Annotated in this window: 14 protein-coding genes and 1 tRNA gene; 6 read left to right on the top strand and 9 right to left on the bottom strand. The window is 64.6% G+C overall.

The window, feature by feature from the left end; all coding sequences use genetic code 11:
• The first annotated feature begins 65 nt into the window (after positions 1-65).
• From rsmD to R2669_RS11905, 3 genes are all read left to right on the top strand, one after another.
• The gene (gene rsmD, locus R2669_RS11915; RefSeq protein WP_147217230.1) at positions 66-722 is read left to right on the top strand and encodes a 16S rRNA (guanine(966)-N(2))-methyltransferase RsmD; all 657 of its coding nucleotides are present in this window, start codon (positions 66-68) and stop codon (positions 720-722) included.
• Positions 723-919: 197 nt separating this feature from the next.
• Positions 920-1,423 carry a pantetheine-phosphate adenylyltransferase gene (coaD, locus tag R2669_RS11910; protein WP_027678316.1) on the top strand — a complete coding sequence of 168 codons (504 nt, stop codon included), beginning with the start codon at positions 920-922 and terminating at the stop codon, positions 1,421-1,423.
• Positions 1,424-1,473: 50 nt separating this feature from the next.
• On the top strand, positions 1,474-1,737 hold the full coding sequence (locus R2669_RS11905) for a YfhL family 4Fe-4S dicluster ferredoxin (RefSeq protein ID WP_027678315.1): 264 nt from the start codon (positions 1,474-1,476) through the stop codon (positions 1,735-1,737).
• Between the two features lie 69 nt (positions 1,738-1,806).
• On the opposite strand, the gene R2669_RS11900 is transcribed toward R2669_RS11905, so the two are convergent.
• From R2669_RS11900 to R2669_RS11865, 8 genes are all read right to left on the bottom strand, one after another.
• Positions 1,807-2,457: a DUF4124 domain-containing protein gene (locus tag R2669_RS11900; protein ID WP_316900261.1), complete on the bottom strand. Its 651-nt coding sequence runs from the start codon at positions 2,455-2,457 to the stop codon at positions 1,807-1,809.
• A gap of 23 nt (positions 2,458-2,480) precedes the next feature.
• Positions 2,481-3,083: an aminoacyl-tRNA hydrolase gene (pth, locus tag R2669_RS11895; protein WP_316877256.1), complete on the bottom strand. Its 603-nt coding sequence runs from the start codon at positions 3,081-3,083 to the stop codon at positions 2,481-2,483.
• Positions 3,084-3,253: 170 nt separating this feature from the next.
• The gene (locus R2669_RS11890) at positions 3,254-3,880 is read right to left on the bottom strand and encodes a 50S ribosomal protein L25/general stress protein Ctc (protein ID WP_027678312.1); all 627 of its coding nucleotides are present in this window, start codon (positions 3,878-3,880) and stop codon (positions 3,254-3,256) included.
• A 152-nt stretch (positions 3,881-4,032) separates the two neighbouring features.
• The gene (locus R2669_RS11885; protein ID WP_004633415.1) at positions 4,033-4,983 is read right to left on the bottom strand and encodes a ribose-phosphate pyrophosphokinase; all 951 of its coding nucleotides are present in this window, start codon (positions 4,981-4,983) and stop codon (positions 4,033-4,035) included.
• A gap of 82 nt (positions 4,984-5,065) precedes the next feature.
• Positions 5,066-5,142, bottom strand: a tRNA-Gln gene (locus R2669_RS11880).
• Between the two features lie 50 nt (positions 5,143-5,192).
• Positions 5,193-6,062 carry a 4-(cytidine 5'-diphospho)-2-C-methyl-D-erythritol kinase gene (gene ispE / locus R2669_RS11875; RefSeq protein WP_147217224.1) on the bottom strand — a complete coding sequence of 290 codons (870 nt, stop codon included), beginning with the start codon at positions 6,060-6,062 and terminating at the stop codon, positions 5,193-5,195.
• A gap of 12 nt (positions 6,063-6,074) precedes the next feature.
• Positions 6,075-6,698 carry a lipoprotein insertase outer membrane protein LolB gene (gene lolB / locus R2669_RS11870; protein WP_316900259.1) on the bottom strand — a complete coding sequence of 208 codons (624 nt, stop codon included), beginning with the start codon at positions 6,696-6,698 and terminating at the stop codon, positions 6,075-6,077.
• The gene (locus R2669_RS11865; protein ID WP_316900258.1) at positions 6,698-8,632 is read right to left on the bottom strand and encodes a tetratricopeptide repeat protein; all 1,935 of its coding nucleotides are present in this window, start codon (positions 8,630-8,632) and stop codon (positions 6,698-6,700) included. Before R2669_RS11865 ends, lolB begins: the two co-directional genes overlap by 1 nt.
• A 101-nt stretch (positions 8,633-8,733) precedes the next feature.
• Here R2669_RS11865 and mutM point away from each other — a divergent pair, with 101 nt between their 5' ends.
• The 3 genes from mutM to mutY all read left to right on the top strand — a co-directional run bounded on the left by mutM (position 8,734) and on the right by mutY (position 13,092).
• On the top strand, positions 8,734-9,609 hold the full coding sequence (mutM, locus tag R2669_RS11860; RefSeq protein WP_316900256.1) for a bifunctional DNA-formamidopyrimidine glycosylase/DNA-(apurinic or apyrimidinic site) lyase: 876 nt from the start codon (positions 8,734-8,736) through the stop codon (positions 9,607-9,609).
• Positions 9,610-9,896: 287 nt separating this feature from the next.
• Complete coding sequence (locus R2669_RS11855; protein ID WP_147217217.1) at positions 9,897-11,840, top strand: dynamin family protein; 1,944 nt, start codon at positions 9,897-9,899, stop codon at positions 11,838-11,840.
• Between the two features lie 103 nt (positions 11,841-11,943).
• Positions 11,944-13,092: an A/G-specific adenine glycosylase gene (gene mutY / locus R2669_RS11850; protein ID WP_316888646.1), complete on the top strand. Its 1,149-nt coding sequence runs from the start codon at positions 11,944-11,946 to the stop codon at positions 13,090-13,092.
• A 30-nt stretch (positions 13,093-13,122) separates the two neighbouring features.
• On the opposite strand, the gene R2669_RS11845 is transcribed toward mutY, so the two are convergent.
• The gene (locus tag R2669_RS11845) at positions 13,123-13,776 is read right to left on the bottom strand and encodes an LON peptidase substrate-binding domain-containing protein (protein WP_147217213.1); all 654 of its coding nucleotides are present in this window, start codon (positions 13,774-13,776) and stop codon (positions 13,123-13,125) included.
• Between the last annotated feature and the right edge of the window lie 96 nt (positions 13,777-13,872).

The raw sequence follows: 13,872 nt of genomic DNA, 5'->3' as shown, positions 1-13,872 counted from the left end.
CGGCGTTTCCCGCCGGTTTTTGTTTGCGCTCGTTTTATGAGGCAACAGCCCCTAAAATCGCGCCCATGGCACCTCGTACCTCCAGCTCCAAAGGCCCCAAGGCCAAGACCGCCACGTCGCACGCGCGCGCCCCGCAGCAGGTCCGCATTATCGGCGGGCAATACAAGCGCACGCCGCTTCCGGTGGTTGATGCCGACGGCCTTCGCCCGACCAGCGACCGCGTCCGTGAAACCGTCTTCAACTGGCTCGGTCAGGACCTGACCGGCTGGCGTTGCGCCGACCTCTTTGCCGGCACCGGAGCGCTCGGCTTCGAGGCCGCTTCGCGCGGCGCCGCCCAGGTGACGCTCATCGAAAACCACGCCCCGGCCGTGCGCGCGTTGCACGCCATCCGCGACAAGCTGGGCGCACGCATGGTCGACATCGTCTCCGGCGACGCTTTCGCCTGGCTCGCTCGGCAGCCCGATGCTGCGTTCGATGCTGTGTTCATCGACCCCCCGTTTGCGCAGGACTGGACGCTGCGCGCGCTGGAAGCCGCGACGCGGGTGGTCAAGCCCGGAGGCGTGATTTACGTTGAAGCAGCGCAGCCGCTGATGGATGTGAGTGCTGATTCACATGATGCCCAGCCGGCCACCGGCATCGCGCTGCCCGCCGATCTGGTGCTTCACAAACACCTGCGCGCCGGTGCGGTGCATGCACATTTGCTGCTGCGCAAAAACGGTTAAACTACGCCGCTCGCAACCGGTGCATGAGCATCGGGCGGCACCCGCAACTCGGGTACGCCCGGTGGATGCTGGTGGCACAGGCGGCAGGCTCGGGATCTGCCGCGCTCGATAACGCAACGGTGTCCGAATGCAGTACCGGCGCGGCCATGTCCCACGCCGACGCTTGCGGATACTCTTTTCCCCTTGGTGGAGGAACCATGGTGATCGCGGTTTATCCCGGCACTTTCGATCCGTTCACGCGCGGCCACGAAGACCTCGTGCGGCGTGCATCCAACATCTTCGATGAGCTGATCGTCGGAGTGGCGCAGAGCCCGAACAAACGGCCCTTCTTCGCGCTGGAAGAGCGCATCGAGATCGCCCGTGAAGTGCTCGGCCATTACCCCAACGTGCGGGTCGAAGGGTTTTCCGGTCTCCTGAAGGATTTCGTGCGCAAGAACGGCGCGCGCGTCATCGTGCGGGGCCTGCGTGCGGTGTCGGATTTCGAGTACGAATTCCAGATGGCCGGCATGAACCGCTATCTGCTGCCGGACGTGGAAACCATGTTCCTCACGCCGTCGGATCAATACCAGTTCATCTCCGGCACGTTCGTGCGCGAAATCGCCGTGCTCGGCGGTGACGTCAGCAAGTTCGTGTTCCCGTCGGTCGAAAAATGGCTCAAGGAAAAGACCGGCAAGTCGGAAGGGTCGGGCAAATCGGAATAAAATGACGCTTTGGCGAGCGCTGGCTCGCCGGCCATTTCAAGGAAGGCATCATGGCGCTCATAATCACCGATGAGTGCATCAATTGCGACGTATGCGAGCCTGAGTGCCCTAACGGCGCGATTTCGATGGGCCCGGAGATCTACGTGATCGACCCGGGCAAATGTACCGAATGCGTCGGCCACTTCGACGAGCCTCAGTGCCAGCAGGTCTGTCCGGTGGATTGCATCCCCAAGGACCCGGCCCATGAGGAAACGCACGAGCAGTTGATGCACAAGTACGTTCAACTCACCTCCGCACCACCACGCGCGGCGTGAGCACACAAGATAAGAGACGGCTTCGGCCGTCTCTTTTCATTGGTGGTTGCCGTTTTGTCGGCAGTACGTTTATTGGATGGGGAGCAGGTCTTCCGGCCCCTCGTACGCATAGCCCGGCTCGCAGACGATGCGGTAGTGCGGGTAATGCGGATGCGGCGGGCGCGGCATGATCGGTGTCGGCGCCACCGGCGCTTGTGCGAACGGCTTCGGGCCATTGCCAGGTTGGCGCAGCGCACCTGAAGCAGGCGCGGGAGGCTGGCGGATTACCGGCATCGGCGTGGGATAGGGCTGCGGGTATGGCGCCGGGTACGGCACGGGCCCTACATAGACGCGATGGCAGTAGCGAACGCCTTCCTGCGCAACCACCACTTTCTGCCGTTGCTCGCGGCGCGCCTCCTCGGCAGCCTGCGCGGCAATCTGGGCTTGTCGGGCATCTTCCGCAGCCTGCGCTTTGCGGCGCGCGGTTTCCATCTGCTGCACTTCGGCGGCCTCGGCGCTGGCGCGCTCGCGGGCTGCCTTCTGGTCGGCGGCGGTGGGTGTGTTGTCGATCATCGGCACCGGCCTCGCGCGCGTACCGCAAGGGTGGTCGGAATAGGTCGTCTGGCCGTTCTCGCTGCAGCGGTATACCTGCGCATGCGCCGGCAGGCTGGTCGCTGCCAAGCCAAGCGCCAGACCCGCCAGCACGGCGGCGCGCGAGGTGAGTATGGCGAACGGTGTCATGGCCGTGTCCTCGGTGACGTTGATCAGCGCGCGGTGTGCAGCCGCATCATGGCTTTCTCGGCATTGCCGGCGATCAGCTCCGGCAGCGCATCAAGGCTGTGATCGATGGCGCGGTCGATGAGGTCCTGTTCTTCCTTGCGAGGCGCCTTGAGCACGAAGTTGGCGACGTCATGCTGGCCCGACGTCGCGGCGCCCGGCGGCAACAGATTGCGCGGATGCCCGATGCCAAGGCGCAGCCGCCAGAACTGTTGCGTGGTCAGATGTGCGGCAATGTCCTTCAGGCCATTGTGGCCGCCGGAACCACCGCCGAGCTTGAGCTTGACGGCGCCGGGCGGCAAATCGAGTTCGTCATGCACGACCAGGATTTCATCGGGCATCACCTTGTAGAAGCGAGCGAGTGCCACGGTGGCCAGGCCGGACCGGTTCATGAAAGTTTGCGGCTGGAGCAACCACACCTCGTTGCCCCAAAGGTTGGCACGCGCTGCATAGCCGTGAAACCGTGCCTCGTTGCGCAGCGTCACGTTGCCCATGCGAGCGAGCTGGTCGACTAGCCAGAAGCCGGCGTTGTGTCGGGTCGCCGCATATTCGGCGCCCGGATTGCCGAGGCCGACGATGAGTTTGATCATGCGATTCGTGTCAGATGGAGGTGCAGGACGCGCCCCTTGATCGTACAAGCATAGCTGCATTCCGCAGCCCGGAGGCGGTGCGGCTCGCCCCGCTCAGGCAGAAAAAAAGCCCGGCGAGACAGGCTCGGCGGGCTTTTTTTCGCTCGCACCGAGGTGCGAGGTGCGGCAACTTAGGCTGCCGGCTTGTCTTCGCCTGCAGCAGCAGCGCCTTCTTCAGCGGCAGCGGACTTTTCGCCAGCCGGCACGCTGATGTTGGCAACCGCCGGGTTCTCATCGCCACCGTGGGTGAGGATGGTCACGCCCTTCGGCAGCTTCAGGTCAGCGATGTGCAGGGTCTGGCCGATTTCCAGCGAACCCAGATCCACTTCGATGAACTCCGGCAGGTCGGCCGGCAGGCACGACACTTCAACGTCGTTCAGGATGTGGTTGACGATGCCGTGGCCCAGCTTCACGCCCGGTGCGGTTTCCTGGTTCAGGAAGTGCAGCGGCACCTTGACGTGGATCTTTTCCTTGGCCGACACGCGTTGGAAGTCGACGTGCAGAACCAGTTGCTTGAACGGGTGCAGTTGGAAGTCGCGCAGCAGCGCCTTTTCCACCTTGCCAGCCACTTCGATGTCGAGGATCGACGAGTGGAAGGCTTCCTTCTTCAGCGCGTGGTACAGCGCGTTGTGATCGAGTTCGATCAACTTCGGGGTGGCTTCGCCGCCGTAGATGATGCCCGGGGTCTTGCCGGCGTTGCGCAGGCGGCGGCTCGCACCAGTGCCCTGAACGCTACGCTCGAAAGCGACAACTTTCATGATTGCTCCAAACGAAAAAGACGACTCGCGACCAAGCCGTCTGGTGAAGGGGGCGCCATATTGCGTCCCGCAGAGACCGCAGAAGTGCCGTCTAATCGACGTTTTCTGCGGTAAAGCCTTGAATTATAACAGTAAGCCGCTCGGGTGCCGAATTATTCAGCAAACAGCGACATGATCGAGTCGCCGCGCACGATGCGGGTGAAGGTTTCGGCCAGCAGCGGAGCCGTCGAGAGCTGGCGGATCTTGCCGCACTTGATGGCGTCTTCGCGCAGCGGGATGGTGTCGGTCACGACCACTTCGTCGAGTGCCGAGTCTGCAATGCGGGCAGCGGCGCCGCCCGACAGCACCGGGTGCGTGCAATACGAGAACACTTGCTTGGCGCCGCGCTCCTTGAGCACCTGCGCCGCTTTGCACAGCGTGCCGCCGGTGTCGATCATGTCGTCCATGATCACGCAGTTGCGGCCGTCGACTTCACCGATGATGTTCATCACCTCGGCCACGTTGGCCTTCGGGCGACGCTTGTCGATGATCGCCAGATCCACGCCGAGCTGCTTGGCGAGCGCACGTGCGCGCACCACGCCGCCGACGTCAGGCGACACCACGAGCAGGTCTTCGTAGTTCTTCTTGCGCAGGTCTTCGAGTAGGATCGGCGACGCGTAGATGTTGTCGACCGGGATATCGAAGAAGCCTTGGATTTGGTCGGCGTGGAGATCCATCGTCAGCACGCGCTCGACGCCGGCAACTTCCAGCATGTTGGCCACGACCTTGGCGGTAATCGCCACACGTGCGGAACGCGGGCGACGGTCCTGGCGCGCATAGCCGAAGTAGGGGATGGCGGCCGTGATGCGCCGGGCAGACGCACGCTTGAGCGCATCGACCATCACCATCAATTCCATCAGGTTGTCGTTGGTGGGAGCGCACGTGGATTGCAGGATGAACACGTGCTTGCCGCGCACGTTTTCCTGAATCTCGACCTGGACTTCACCATCGGAGAATCGGCCGACGAGGGCCTTGCCTAGCGGAATGCCTAGGTGCTTGACGACAGCTTCGGCGAGTTTCGGGTTGGCGTTGCCGGTAAAAACCATCAAGCCTTCGCTGCTCATCGGGGCACCTGTTTTTCGACTTCAGACGCGCCGGTCAGTTGAAGCACCAACCGGGCTATTGCTGGGAACATGAGGAAGAAAATGGCAGGGGCGGAAGGATTCGAACCTACGCATGCCGGAATCAAAATCCGGTGCCTTAACCAGCTTGGCGACGCCCCTACACAACCTATCGGTTACCGCCTCCATTGCAGAAGCGATAACTGCAAACCTTACACAGCAAATCTTGCGAGCGGGTGATGCGTCAGACCTGCCGCACACCGACCTTCCCATTCGGAAGGCACCTGATCCGCTACCGCTTGCGCATGCTCAACGTTGTCGAACGGAGCAAATACGCAGGCGCCGGATCCGGTCATTCTTGCCAGAGGGCTGAACTGACGCAGCCAGACAAGTGCTCGGGCGATTTCGCCGTATTTCCTTTCCGCCACCGCTTGCAGATCGTTGCGACCGTAAGCGAAAACAATTTGTTGGTCAGGAAAGTCCGTAATTATGGTGAGTGGCGTATCGCGTGTCAACCCTTCATCGGAAAAAATTGCAGGGGTGGGCACATGCACGCGTGGGTGAATCACCACGAAGGCCGCTGGCGGCAGCGTGACGGGCGTCAGTTGTTCGCCGATTCCCTCGGCGAACGCGTTCTGGCCGAACACGAAGAACGGCACATCGGCGCCGAGCTTCAGGCCGATCACCATCAGTTGCGTGCGTGGCAGGTCGAGGCCCCAGAGTCGATTGAGCGCAAGCAGCGTGGTGGCGGCATCAGAAGAGCCGCCGCCAATGCCACCGCCCATCGGCAGGCGTTTCTCGATGGCGATGTCGGCGCCGTAGGTGCAGCCGGTTTCTGCTTGCAGCAGGCGCGCGGCGCGGATGATGAGGTCGTCATCGGCAGGCACGCCTGGGATATCGGTGGTGCGCACGAGACGGCCGTCGGTGCGGCGCGCGAAATGCAGCGTGTCGCTCCAGTCGATCAACTGGAAGACGGTTTGCAGCAGGTGGTAGCCGTCAGGCCGGCGGCCGACCACGTGCAGGAAGAGGTTGAGCTTGGCGGGCGCGGGGCAGTCACGCAGCTCGACGGGGGCGGAGGACATGGCGAAGAGGCGTTACTGGTCGAGCACGAGTCGCACCGAGAGCGGGCCGTTGGCGCCGTGCTGACGATCGAGATCGAGCCGGCGGATGGTCGCCTTGGCGCCATCGGCGTTGTTGCCGTTGTCGGCCCACGCGACGTAGTGGACCGTCCAGCCGTTCTGCTCGATGGTTTCGGGGCGCGATTGCGCGTCGCGTGCCACGCGTGCCGGCGTGCCGGGGGCAGGGCGCGCGCGCAGCCAGTCCCGCAGGCCTGAAACCGGCAGCGAAAACCCGAGCGCATCCTGCATCAGCGTGTCGACTTCGGGGGCGCGGCGCGGCGGCTGGTTCGGCAGTTCGAGCGTCGCGCCCTGGTTGCTTTGGCTGACGATGGCCAGTGTCTGGCCCAGCGGCGACATCAGTTCAAGTTGCACGTCGGGCCCGCGCTCGCGCCAGAGGAAGCTGCCGACGGCGCTTTGCTCGGCGTTGTTCTGCGTGTATCGGGCCGAGAAGCGACCCTGATAGCGTGTGATGGTGGCATCGCCGTCTTGCGTGCCGGCGAAGAGGTCGTTGGCTGGCCGCAAGGTTGTGCAGCCGCTGAACAGCACGCAGCCGGCCCCGAGCATCAGCGCGCCAAGCGCGCGCGTGAACCGCATCGCCATCAATTCGCACTCACGGGAACATTGGGCACCGGTTGGCCGAAGCGGCGCAGCGTGTCACGCAAGGTGGTGTCGTTCACGTCGAGCTTGGACGCTTCGGTCCAGATCTGGCGCGCGTCGTCCTGCTTGCCGGATTGCCACAGGACTTCGCCCAGGTGCGCGCCGATTTCGGCTTGCGGGGCGGCAGTCCACGCCTTGCGCAGGATGTCGGTGGCGGCAGGCAGATCGCCGCGACGGTATTTGACCCACCCGAGGCTGTCCGCGATATAGGGATCATCCGGTGCCAGCGACACGGCTTTCTCCAGCAGCTCCTGCGCTTCCTGCAGGCGCACGTTGCGGTCGGCCAGCGAGTAGCCGAGCGCGTTGTAACCGATGGCCTGACCCGGGCGCAGGTCGATCACCTTGCGCAGCAGCGTTTCCATGTTGTCGTAGTGGCCGTCGTGCTCTTCGAGCATCGCCAGTTGGTACGTGTATTCGACGTTGTCCGGGTCGCTCTTGAGCAGTTCGTTGACGCGGGCGCGGGCGCGGCCGTAAGCCTTGGCGTCCATCAGCATGCCGATTTCGGCCTGGCGGATGCCGTCCATCAGCGCCTGGCGGCGCGGGCCATCGGGCACGTCTTCGGAATCGGCGACGAGTTCGTCGAAGGTCTGTTGTGCCTCGTCGATGCGGCGCAGCTTGCCGAGCAATTGGCCACGCTTGATGCCCGCAGCCAGTGCGGTCTGACCGTCGGCGTCGCCGTTGGCGGAGCCGGTGATCTTGTCGACCCAGCCGAGCGCCCCGGCGTAGTCCCGCTTTTCCTCGGCCAACTGCGCGAGGCCCTGGTAGCCGGGTTCGGGGCTCAGCGTGGGCGACTTGGCGGTGGCGGCCACGTATTCCTTCAAATACCGCTCTGCGTCGTCGTACTGGCGTTGCTGCAGGTTCAGCAGCCCCAGGGCGAGCGTGATGCGCGCATCGTTGGGGGCGATCTTCTTGAGTGTTTCGAATTCGGCCCGCGCCTTGTCCTGCTGGTTGCGCACGAGGTACATGCGCGCGAGCGCGAGATGACCGTCGATGGACGCCGGTGCAGCTTTCAGGAAGCTGCGCAGGCCGGCGATGGCGGCATCGGGGTCGCCGTCGGCGCGCAGTTCGGCGGCCAGGATGGCAGCGTCTTCATAGCCGGGACGTTGCTTGAGCGCCGTGTCCAGTTCCGTCAGAGCGCCAGGGACATCCTTGGCGGCAACCTTCGCGCGTGCCAGGGCCAGATGCGTTTCCGGGCGCTGCATGTCGTGTGAGGCGATGCGCTGCAGCGCGCCTACGGCACCCGCCGGATCGCTGCTCTTGGACATCTGCTGCTGCAATTGCAGCAGGGCATCGGCACGCTGGCCGGGCGAGACCTTGTTCAACTGCGCCTGCAACATCGGCTCGACTTCCGACCACTGTCCCGTTGCCACCAGCAGGAGCTGCTGCACCTGGCGCGCCGGCATGGACGTCGGCGACAACTCCACCCATAGGCGCGAGGCAGTCAGCGCTTGCGCGGGGGAGCGCGTGAGAAACGCGATTTCGGTGGCGCGCTGGGCAAAGCGGGGGTCGCGCGTGTCCTGCGCCAGCGCGAGGTAAGTACGGTACGCCGGTTCGACCAGCCCGCGCTGCAATGACACTTCCGATGCCAGCACGCGGTACATGATGTCTTCAGTGAGCGCGACGCGCGGCAGATCGGTGCGCTCCGAGCTCAGCAGGCCGGTGCGCGGGCGCGAGCGTTCAATCTGGACGGCCGCCCGACCACCCGTGCCACTTTCCTGTGCGGCTTGGGCGATCACCGGGGCGGCCGTCGATTGCGACGACCATGCCGGTAGGCTCGTCAGCCCTCCCGCCACCAGCGCGGCCAGCAGGGCCGTTCTGCTGCGCGGGAATCGCCGCGGGCGTTGCGTCGCGGGCGAACGGGAGAGGGCGTGAGGCATGGTCTCGAAGCTCCGGATAGGGGTTCGGGGCATTGTAGCCTGACCGCTACAATCGCCCGCATCGTAAAAAAGGTTGGAGCAGCACATGGGATGGAGGTTCGATGCCTGAGTTGCCGGAGGTCGAGGTCACTCGCCTGGGTTTGCTACCGCATGTTACGGGGCGACGTATCGAGCGCGTCGTGGTGCGCCATCACGGCCTGCGCTGGCCGATCAACCCGGCGCTGCCGGCGTTGCTTGCCGGGCTGACGGTCACCCGCCTGCTGCGCCGGGGCAAATACCTGCTCATCGAATGCATGCCCGAGGTCGGCCAATCCGCCAGCGACGCCGATGCCGCAGGCGGCTGGCTGCTGATCCATCTAGGCATGACCGGTACCTTGCGCGTGCTGGAGGCGCCCGTGGCGCCCGGCCCCCACGATCACGTCGATATCGAACTCGCCGACGCAACCGGCGTACCCATCACACTGCGCTATCGGGATCCGCGCCGCTTCGGTGCCGTGCTGTGGCACGCTGGGGACGAAGCTGGCCTGGCCGAACATCCGCTGCTCCGCAATCTCGGCATTGAGCCGTTCGACGCGCGATTCGACGGTGATTGGATGTTTGCCCGCACACGCGGGCGCCGGGTGGCCATCAAATCGGCGCTCCTGGCCGGCGACATCGTGGTCGGCGTAGGCAATATCTATTGTTCGGAAAGCCTGTTTCGCGCCGGAATCCGGCCGACCACGGCGGCGGGCCGCATCAGCCGCCCGCGCTATGCAGCGCTGGCCGAGGCTATTCGCGCCACGCTGGCAGATGCCATCGCGCGGGGCGGCAGCACGCTGCGCGACTTTGTCGGCTCGGACGGGCAAAGCGGCTACTTTCAGCTCGAAGCCTTCGTGTACGACCGCGCCGGTCTGCCGTGCCGTGTGTGCGGCACGCCGATCCGCCAGATCGTGCAGGGCCAGCGCTCCACGTTCTATTGCCCGACCTGCCAGCGCTGATCGGCCTACCAAGGGCATCGGAAGCCGCCTAGAGGCACGACGCTGGAGCGATCAGGCCGCCATTTCGCAAGGTTTTTGAAGTGGGGTGTCCGGCCGCCGATGGCATCCCGCAACACTTGTCTGCCCGGGCTGGGGAACCTTGCGGAAAGTTCGCCCGGAAGCTGGCGGTTCGCTGTATCGTTCCACCTAAATTTGTGCATTTCTGTGCCGTAAATGGGCGGTAACAGCGATGTCGAGGGGCGCGCGCATTTGTTGCGGTCGGGTCGCGCACACAATAAGACAGAACGATGAACAACACACTGAGCACACAGTTCGAGCAGTACAGCGCTTGGCGCGCTTCCGTACTGCAGTCGGTGGGGGAATTTCAAGACTGGCTGCAAGCGCAGGAGCTGTACGACGCGCAGGCTGACATGCGCGCGCAGCGCATTCGCGGCGTGCTGCGCAGCGACAAGCTCAAGGTCGCCTTCATTGCCGAGTTTTCGCGCGGCAAGAGCGAGCTGATCAACGCCATCTTCTTTGCGGACTTTGGCCGCCGCATCCTGCCGTCGTCGGCGGGCCGGACCACGATGTGTCCGACCGAGCTGATGTACGACGAAAGTTATCCGCCGTCGATCCGCCTGCTGCCGATCGAGACGCGCCTGCACGATGCGTCGACCGCCGATTTTCGCGATGCCGGCAGCCACTGGCTGTCGGTGCCGCTCGATCCTTCGTCGCCGGAGGGCATGCTCGAAGCGTTCCGGCACGTGGTGGAAACCGTGCGCGTGCCCAAGGAAGAAGCCGAGCAGCTGGGCCTCTATAACGACGCCGATCCCGACGCCGCGTTTTCGGTGGATGCCGCCGGCACGGTCGAGGTGTCGAAGTGGCGGCACGCGATCATCAATTTCCCGCACCCCATGCTCAAGCAGGGGCTGGTGATCCTGGATACGCCGGGCCTGAACGCCATCGGAACCGAGCCTGAGCTGACGCTGCGCCTGATTCCGGATGCGCACGTCGTGGTGTTCGTGCTGGCAGCGGACGCCGGCGTGACCAAGAGCGACCTGGAACTGTGGCGCTCGCATGTGGGCGGCGGCCAGCGCAAGGGCTGCATCGCGGTGCTCAACAAGGTCGATGGCCTGTGGGATCCGCTCAAGTCTGAAGAAGAAGTCGAGAGCGAAGTCAGCCGCCAGATCATGACGACGGCGCAGGTGCTCGATATCGATGTCGAGCGCGTGTATCCGGTGTCGGCGCAGAAGGGCTTGCTGGCGAAGGTCAGCCACGATCACGAACTGCTGGCCAAGAGCCGGCTGCCGGAGCTGGAGTCGGTGCTGTCGGATCAGCTGATTCCGCAGCGTCGCGAGATCGTTACCGAGCAGGTTCAGCTGGCGGTGAAGGACATGGCCGCCGGTGCGCAGCAACTGCTGCAGATGCGCCGCCGCGACATCGTCGAGCAGCTGTTCGAACTGCGCGGACTGCGCGGCAAGAACCACACGATGGTCAAGCACATGCTGATGCGCGTGCAGGGCGAGAAGGAGGAGTTCGAGCAGAGCATTGCCAAATTCCAGGCGCTGCGCACGGTGTTCGGCCGCCACAGCGCGGAGATCATCAAGAGCGTGCAGCTCAAGCAGATCCGCTCGACGATGCGCGAGGCGCGCGAGAAGATGAAGGAGCGCGTGTTCTCGCGCGGCCTGCGCGACGACATGGACAAGCTGTTCGCCCACCTGACCGGCCTGGTGCGCGACGCAGCCAATCGCATCGACCAACTGCACCAGATGGTTGACGGCATGTACAAGAAGTTCAACGCCGAGCACGGCTTCACGCTGTCGCCGCCGCTGCGCTTTTTGGGCACGCGCTACGACGCCGATCTGAAAGAGACGCTGATGCTCGCGCACAACCACTTTGGCGCGTTCAGCTTCCTGACGCGTCCGAAGCCGCAACTCGTACACGGTGCCTTCTCGACGGTGGCCAGCCGCGTGCTGGACACCTTCCAGGACATGAACCGCGACATCGAGATCTGGCTGAAGTCGGTCATGACGCCGCTCGAAGCGCAGGTGCGCGATCACCAGAAGCAACTGCGCAAGCGTGTCGATTCGATCGAGCGCATCCACGAGGCCACCGATACGCTGGAAGCGCGCATCACCGAACTGGAAGCGCTGCTCAACACGCTGGATGAGCGCAGCGGCACCATCGCGAAGTACACCGACCGCATTCTCGCGGCCGGAACGATCCTCGAGCGCGAGTCGTTCGCGGCCTGACGCGCAATGTCGTTCACGGAGAAGGCGCCTGCGGGCGCTTTTTTCGTTCTGGTAGGATCGCCGCCAGCGCGCACGTTCCGTCCGCCGCTTTTCCATCACACGCATGACCGCCAGCCCCCGCCGCACGCGCCGCGTTGCTCAGCCCGTTCCCGTATTGCCGCCGCTTCCTGACGATTTCGCCGTGCGCGTCATCGCCTGGCAGCAGCGTCACGGCCGTCACCATCTGCCGTGGCAGAACACCGGCGACGCGTATCGCACGTGGCTCTCCGAGATCATGCTGCAGCAGACGCAAGTGAGCGCGGTGCTGGGCTACTACGCACGCTTCATCGAGCGCTTCCCGACCGTGCAGGCGCTGGCCGCTGCCCCTGCAGACGACGTGATGGCTGCGTGGGCGGGCCTCGGCTATTACACGCGCGCGCGCAACCTGCATCGCTGCGCGCAGATCGTGGTGGCGGAGCACGGCGGCATCTTCCCGCGTGATCCCGAAGTATTGGCGACGCTGCCCGGCATCGGCCGCTCGACCGCGGCTGCCATCGCGGCGTTTTCGTATGGCGTGCGCGCGGCCATTCTCGATGGCAACGTCAAGCGCGTCTTCGCGCGCGTGTTCGGCATCGATGGCTTTCCCGGCGACAAGCGCATCGAAGACACCATGTGGCGCATCGCCGAAGCCGTGCTGCCTCCGGCCGAAGGCATTCAACCGTACACGCAGGGTTTGATGGATCTTGGGGCCACGGTGTGCACGCGCGGCAAGCCTGCATGCCTGAGCGGTGAGCGGCCCTGTCCGCTCGAATCGCTATGCGAAGCGCGCAGTACCGGTCGCGTGATGGAGCTGCCCGTGCCGCGCCCGCGCAAGGCGATCCCCGAGCGCGCCGCCACCCTTGTCATCGCGCTGCACGCCGACGCCGTGTTGCTGCAGCGTCGCCCGCAGCGCGGTATCTGGGGTGGCTTGTGGTCGTTGCCGCTAGTGGGCGAGATGGACGACGCGCTCGACACGCATCCGTTGGATGTCGGCGCCGTGCGTCGTGCCGCGCAGGCCTATGGCGACGTCTTAACCGTGGAGATGGCCGGCGCGCTCACGCACACCTTCACGCACTTCCGCCTGCACATGCATCTGCTGCGCGCGGAGATCGCCACACCCGCGGCGCTCGACGACGACTGGCGTTGGGTACCGCTTGCACAACTCAATTCAGTGGGGTTGCCTGCGCCGGTGAAATTGGCGCTGGAGACGCTGGTACAGCCAAGCCTGATCTAAGCAACGCGGGCAGGCTTGGCCGAGTTGGCATCACAGAATGTGGTGCTGCTTCATGTAGCGATGGACGATCTCGATGCGCATGCCGGCGTCCATCAGCTCCATCAACTTCTGCTTGGCCTTGAGCGGCACCGGCAGCAGCTCGCACAGCCGATTCGCGACCCAGCTCGGGCTGTTCCATTCGTACGGCTCCACCATCGGAACGTTGCCGTCTTCGCGTGAGCCGAGCGTGGTGATGATGCGGCGCAGGGCGCCCACGCAATCGTCGAAGAGTTCCCCTTTGCAGTCTTCCACGTCGGCGCCAATGGGCTCGACCGTGCCGCGCATGAGCCCGTTGGGCGTCGTCTCGAACGACAGCACCTTGAAGCGCTGCGTGCCACGCACCTTGATCATCAGCAGGCCCAGCTGCTCCATATCGCATTCGGTGATGTGGGCAATGCAGCCCACGTCGACCGGCACGGTGGTGCCGTCTGTGGTCGCGACTTCGTTGCCGCGCTCAATGAGGCAGACGCCGAACGGCGTCTTGTCGCGCAGGCACGTGCGCACCATGTCCATGTAGCGCGCTTCGAAAATGCGCAGCGGGAGAAGGCCGCCCGGAAATAGCACCGTGTGCAACGGAAACAGCGGCAGCTCGGTAGGCAGCGGCGGCAGCGGCGAGAACGGCGAGAGAGCGATGTCTTCTTGCATGGACGGGCTTTCGGCAGGCGGCAAGACCTTCGCGTGGCGCCGCGCAAGAGGCCGCATCCAAATGAGACAGGTTCGCGCGCGGAAGATACTCGGCGC

The organism is Ralstonia edaphi, assembly GCF_958350185.1.
Classification (GTDB): Bacteria; Pseudomonadota; Gammaproteobacteria; order Burkholderiales; family Burkholderiaceae; genus Ralstonia; species Ralstonia edaphi.
This window is presented reverse-complemented; position numbering and strand designations above follow the sequence as displayed.

Excerpts from the sequence above, each read along its gene's own strand:
- coaD (WP_027678316.1), top strand. The coding sequence starts at position 920 with ATGGTGATCGCGGTTTATCCCGGCACTTTCGATCCGTTCACGCGCGGC.
- rsmD (WP_147217230.1), top strand. The coding sequence starts at position 66 with ATGGCACCTCGTACCTCCAGCTCCAAAGGCCCCAAGGCCAAGACCGCC.
- R2669_RS11845 (WP_147217213.1), bottom strand. The coding sequence starts at position 13,776 with ATGCAAGAAGACATCGCTCTCTCGCCGTTCTCGCCGCTGCCGCCGCTG.
- R2669_RS11885 (WP_004633415.1), bottom strand. The coding sequence starts at position 4,983 with ATGAGCAGCGAAGGCTTGATGGTTTTTACCGGCAACGCCAACCCGAAA.
- lolB (WP_316900259.1), bottom strand. The coding sequence starts at position 6,698 with ATGGCGATGCGGTTCACGCGCGCGCTTGGCGCGCTGATGCTCGGGGCC.
- mutM (WP_316900256.1), top strand. The coding sequence starts at position 8,734 with ATGCCTGAGTTGCCGGAGGTCGAGGTCACTCGCCTGGGTTTGCTACCG.
- R2669_RS11905 (WP_027678315.1), top strand. The coding sequence starts at position 1,474 with ATGGCGCTCATAATCACCGATGAGTGCATCAATTGCGACGTATGCGAG.
- R2669_RS11865 (WP_316900258.1), bottom strand. The coding sequence starts at position 8,632 with ATGCCTCACGCCCTCTCCCGTTCGCCCGCGACGCAACGCCCGCGGCGA.
- R2669_RS11900 (WP_316900261.1), bottom strand. The coding sequence starts at position 2,457 with ATGACACCGTTCGCCATACTCACCTCGCGCGCCGCCGTGCTGGCGGGT.
- ispE (WP_147217224.1), bottom strand. The coding sequence starts at position 6,062 with ATGTCCTCCGCCCCCGTCGAGCTGCGTGACTGCCCCGCGCCCGCCAAG.
- mutY (WP_316888646.1), top strand. The coding sequence starts at position 11,944 with ATGACCGCCAGCCCCCGCCGCACGCGCCGCGTTGCTCAGCCCGTTCCC.
- R2669_RS11890 (WP_027678312.1), bottom strand. The coding sequence starts at position 3,880 with ATGAAAGTTGTCGCTTTCGAGCGTAGCGTTCAGGGCACTGGTGCGAGC.
- R2669_RS11855 (WP_147217217.1), top strand. The coding sequence starts at position 9,897 with ATGAACAACACACTGAGCACACAGTTCGAGCAGTACAGCGCTTGGCGC.
- pth (WP_316877256.1), bottom strand. The coding sequence starts at position 3,083 with ATGATCAAACTCATCGTCGGCCTCGGCAATCCGGGCGCCGAATATGCG.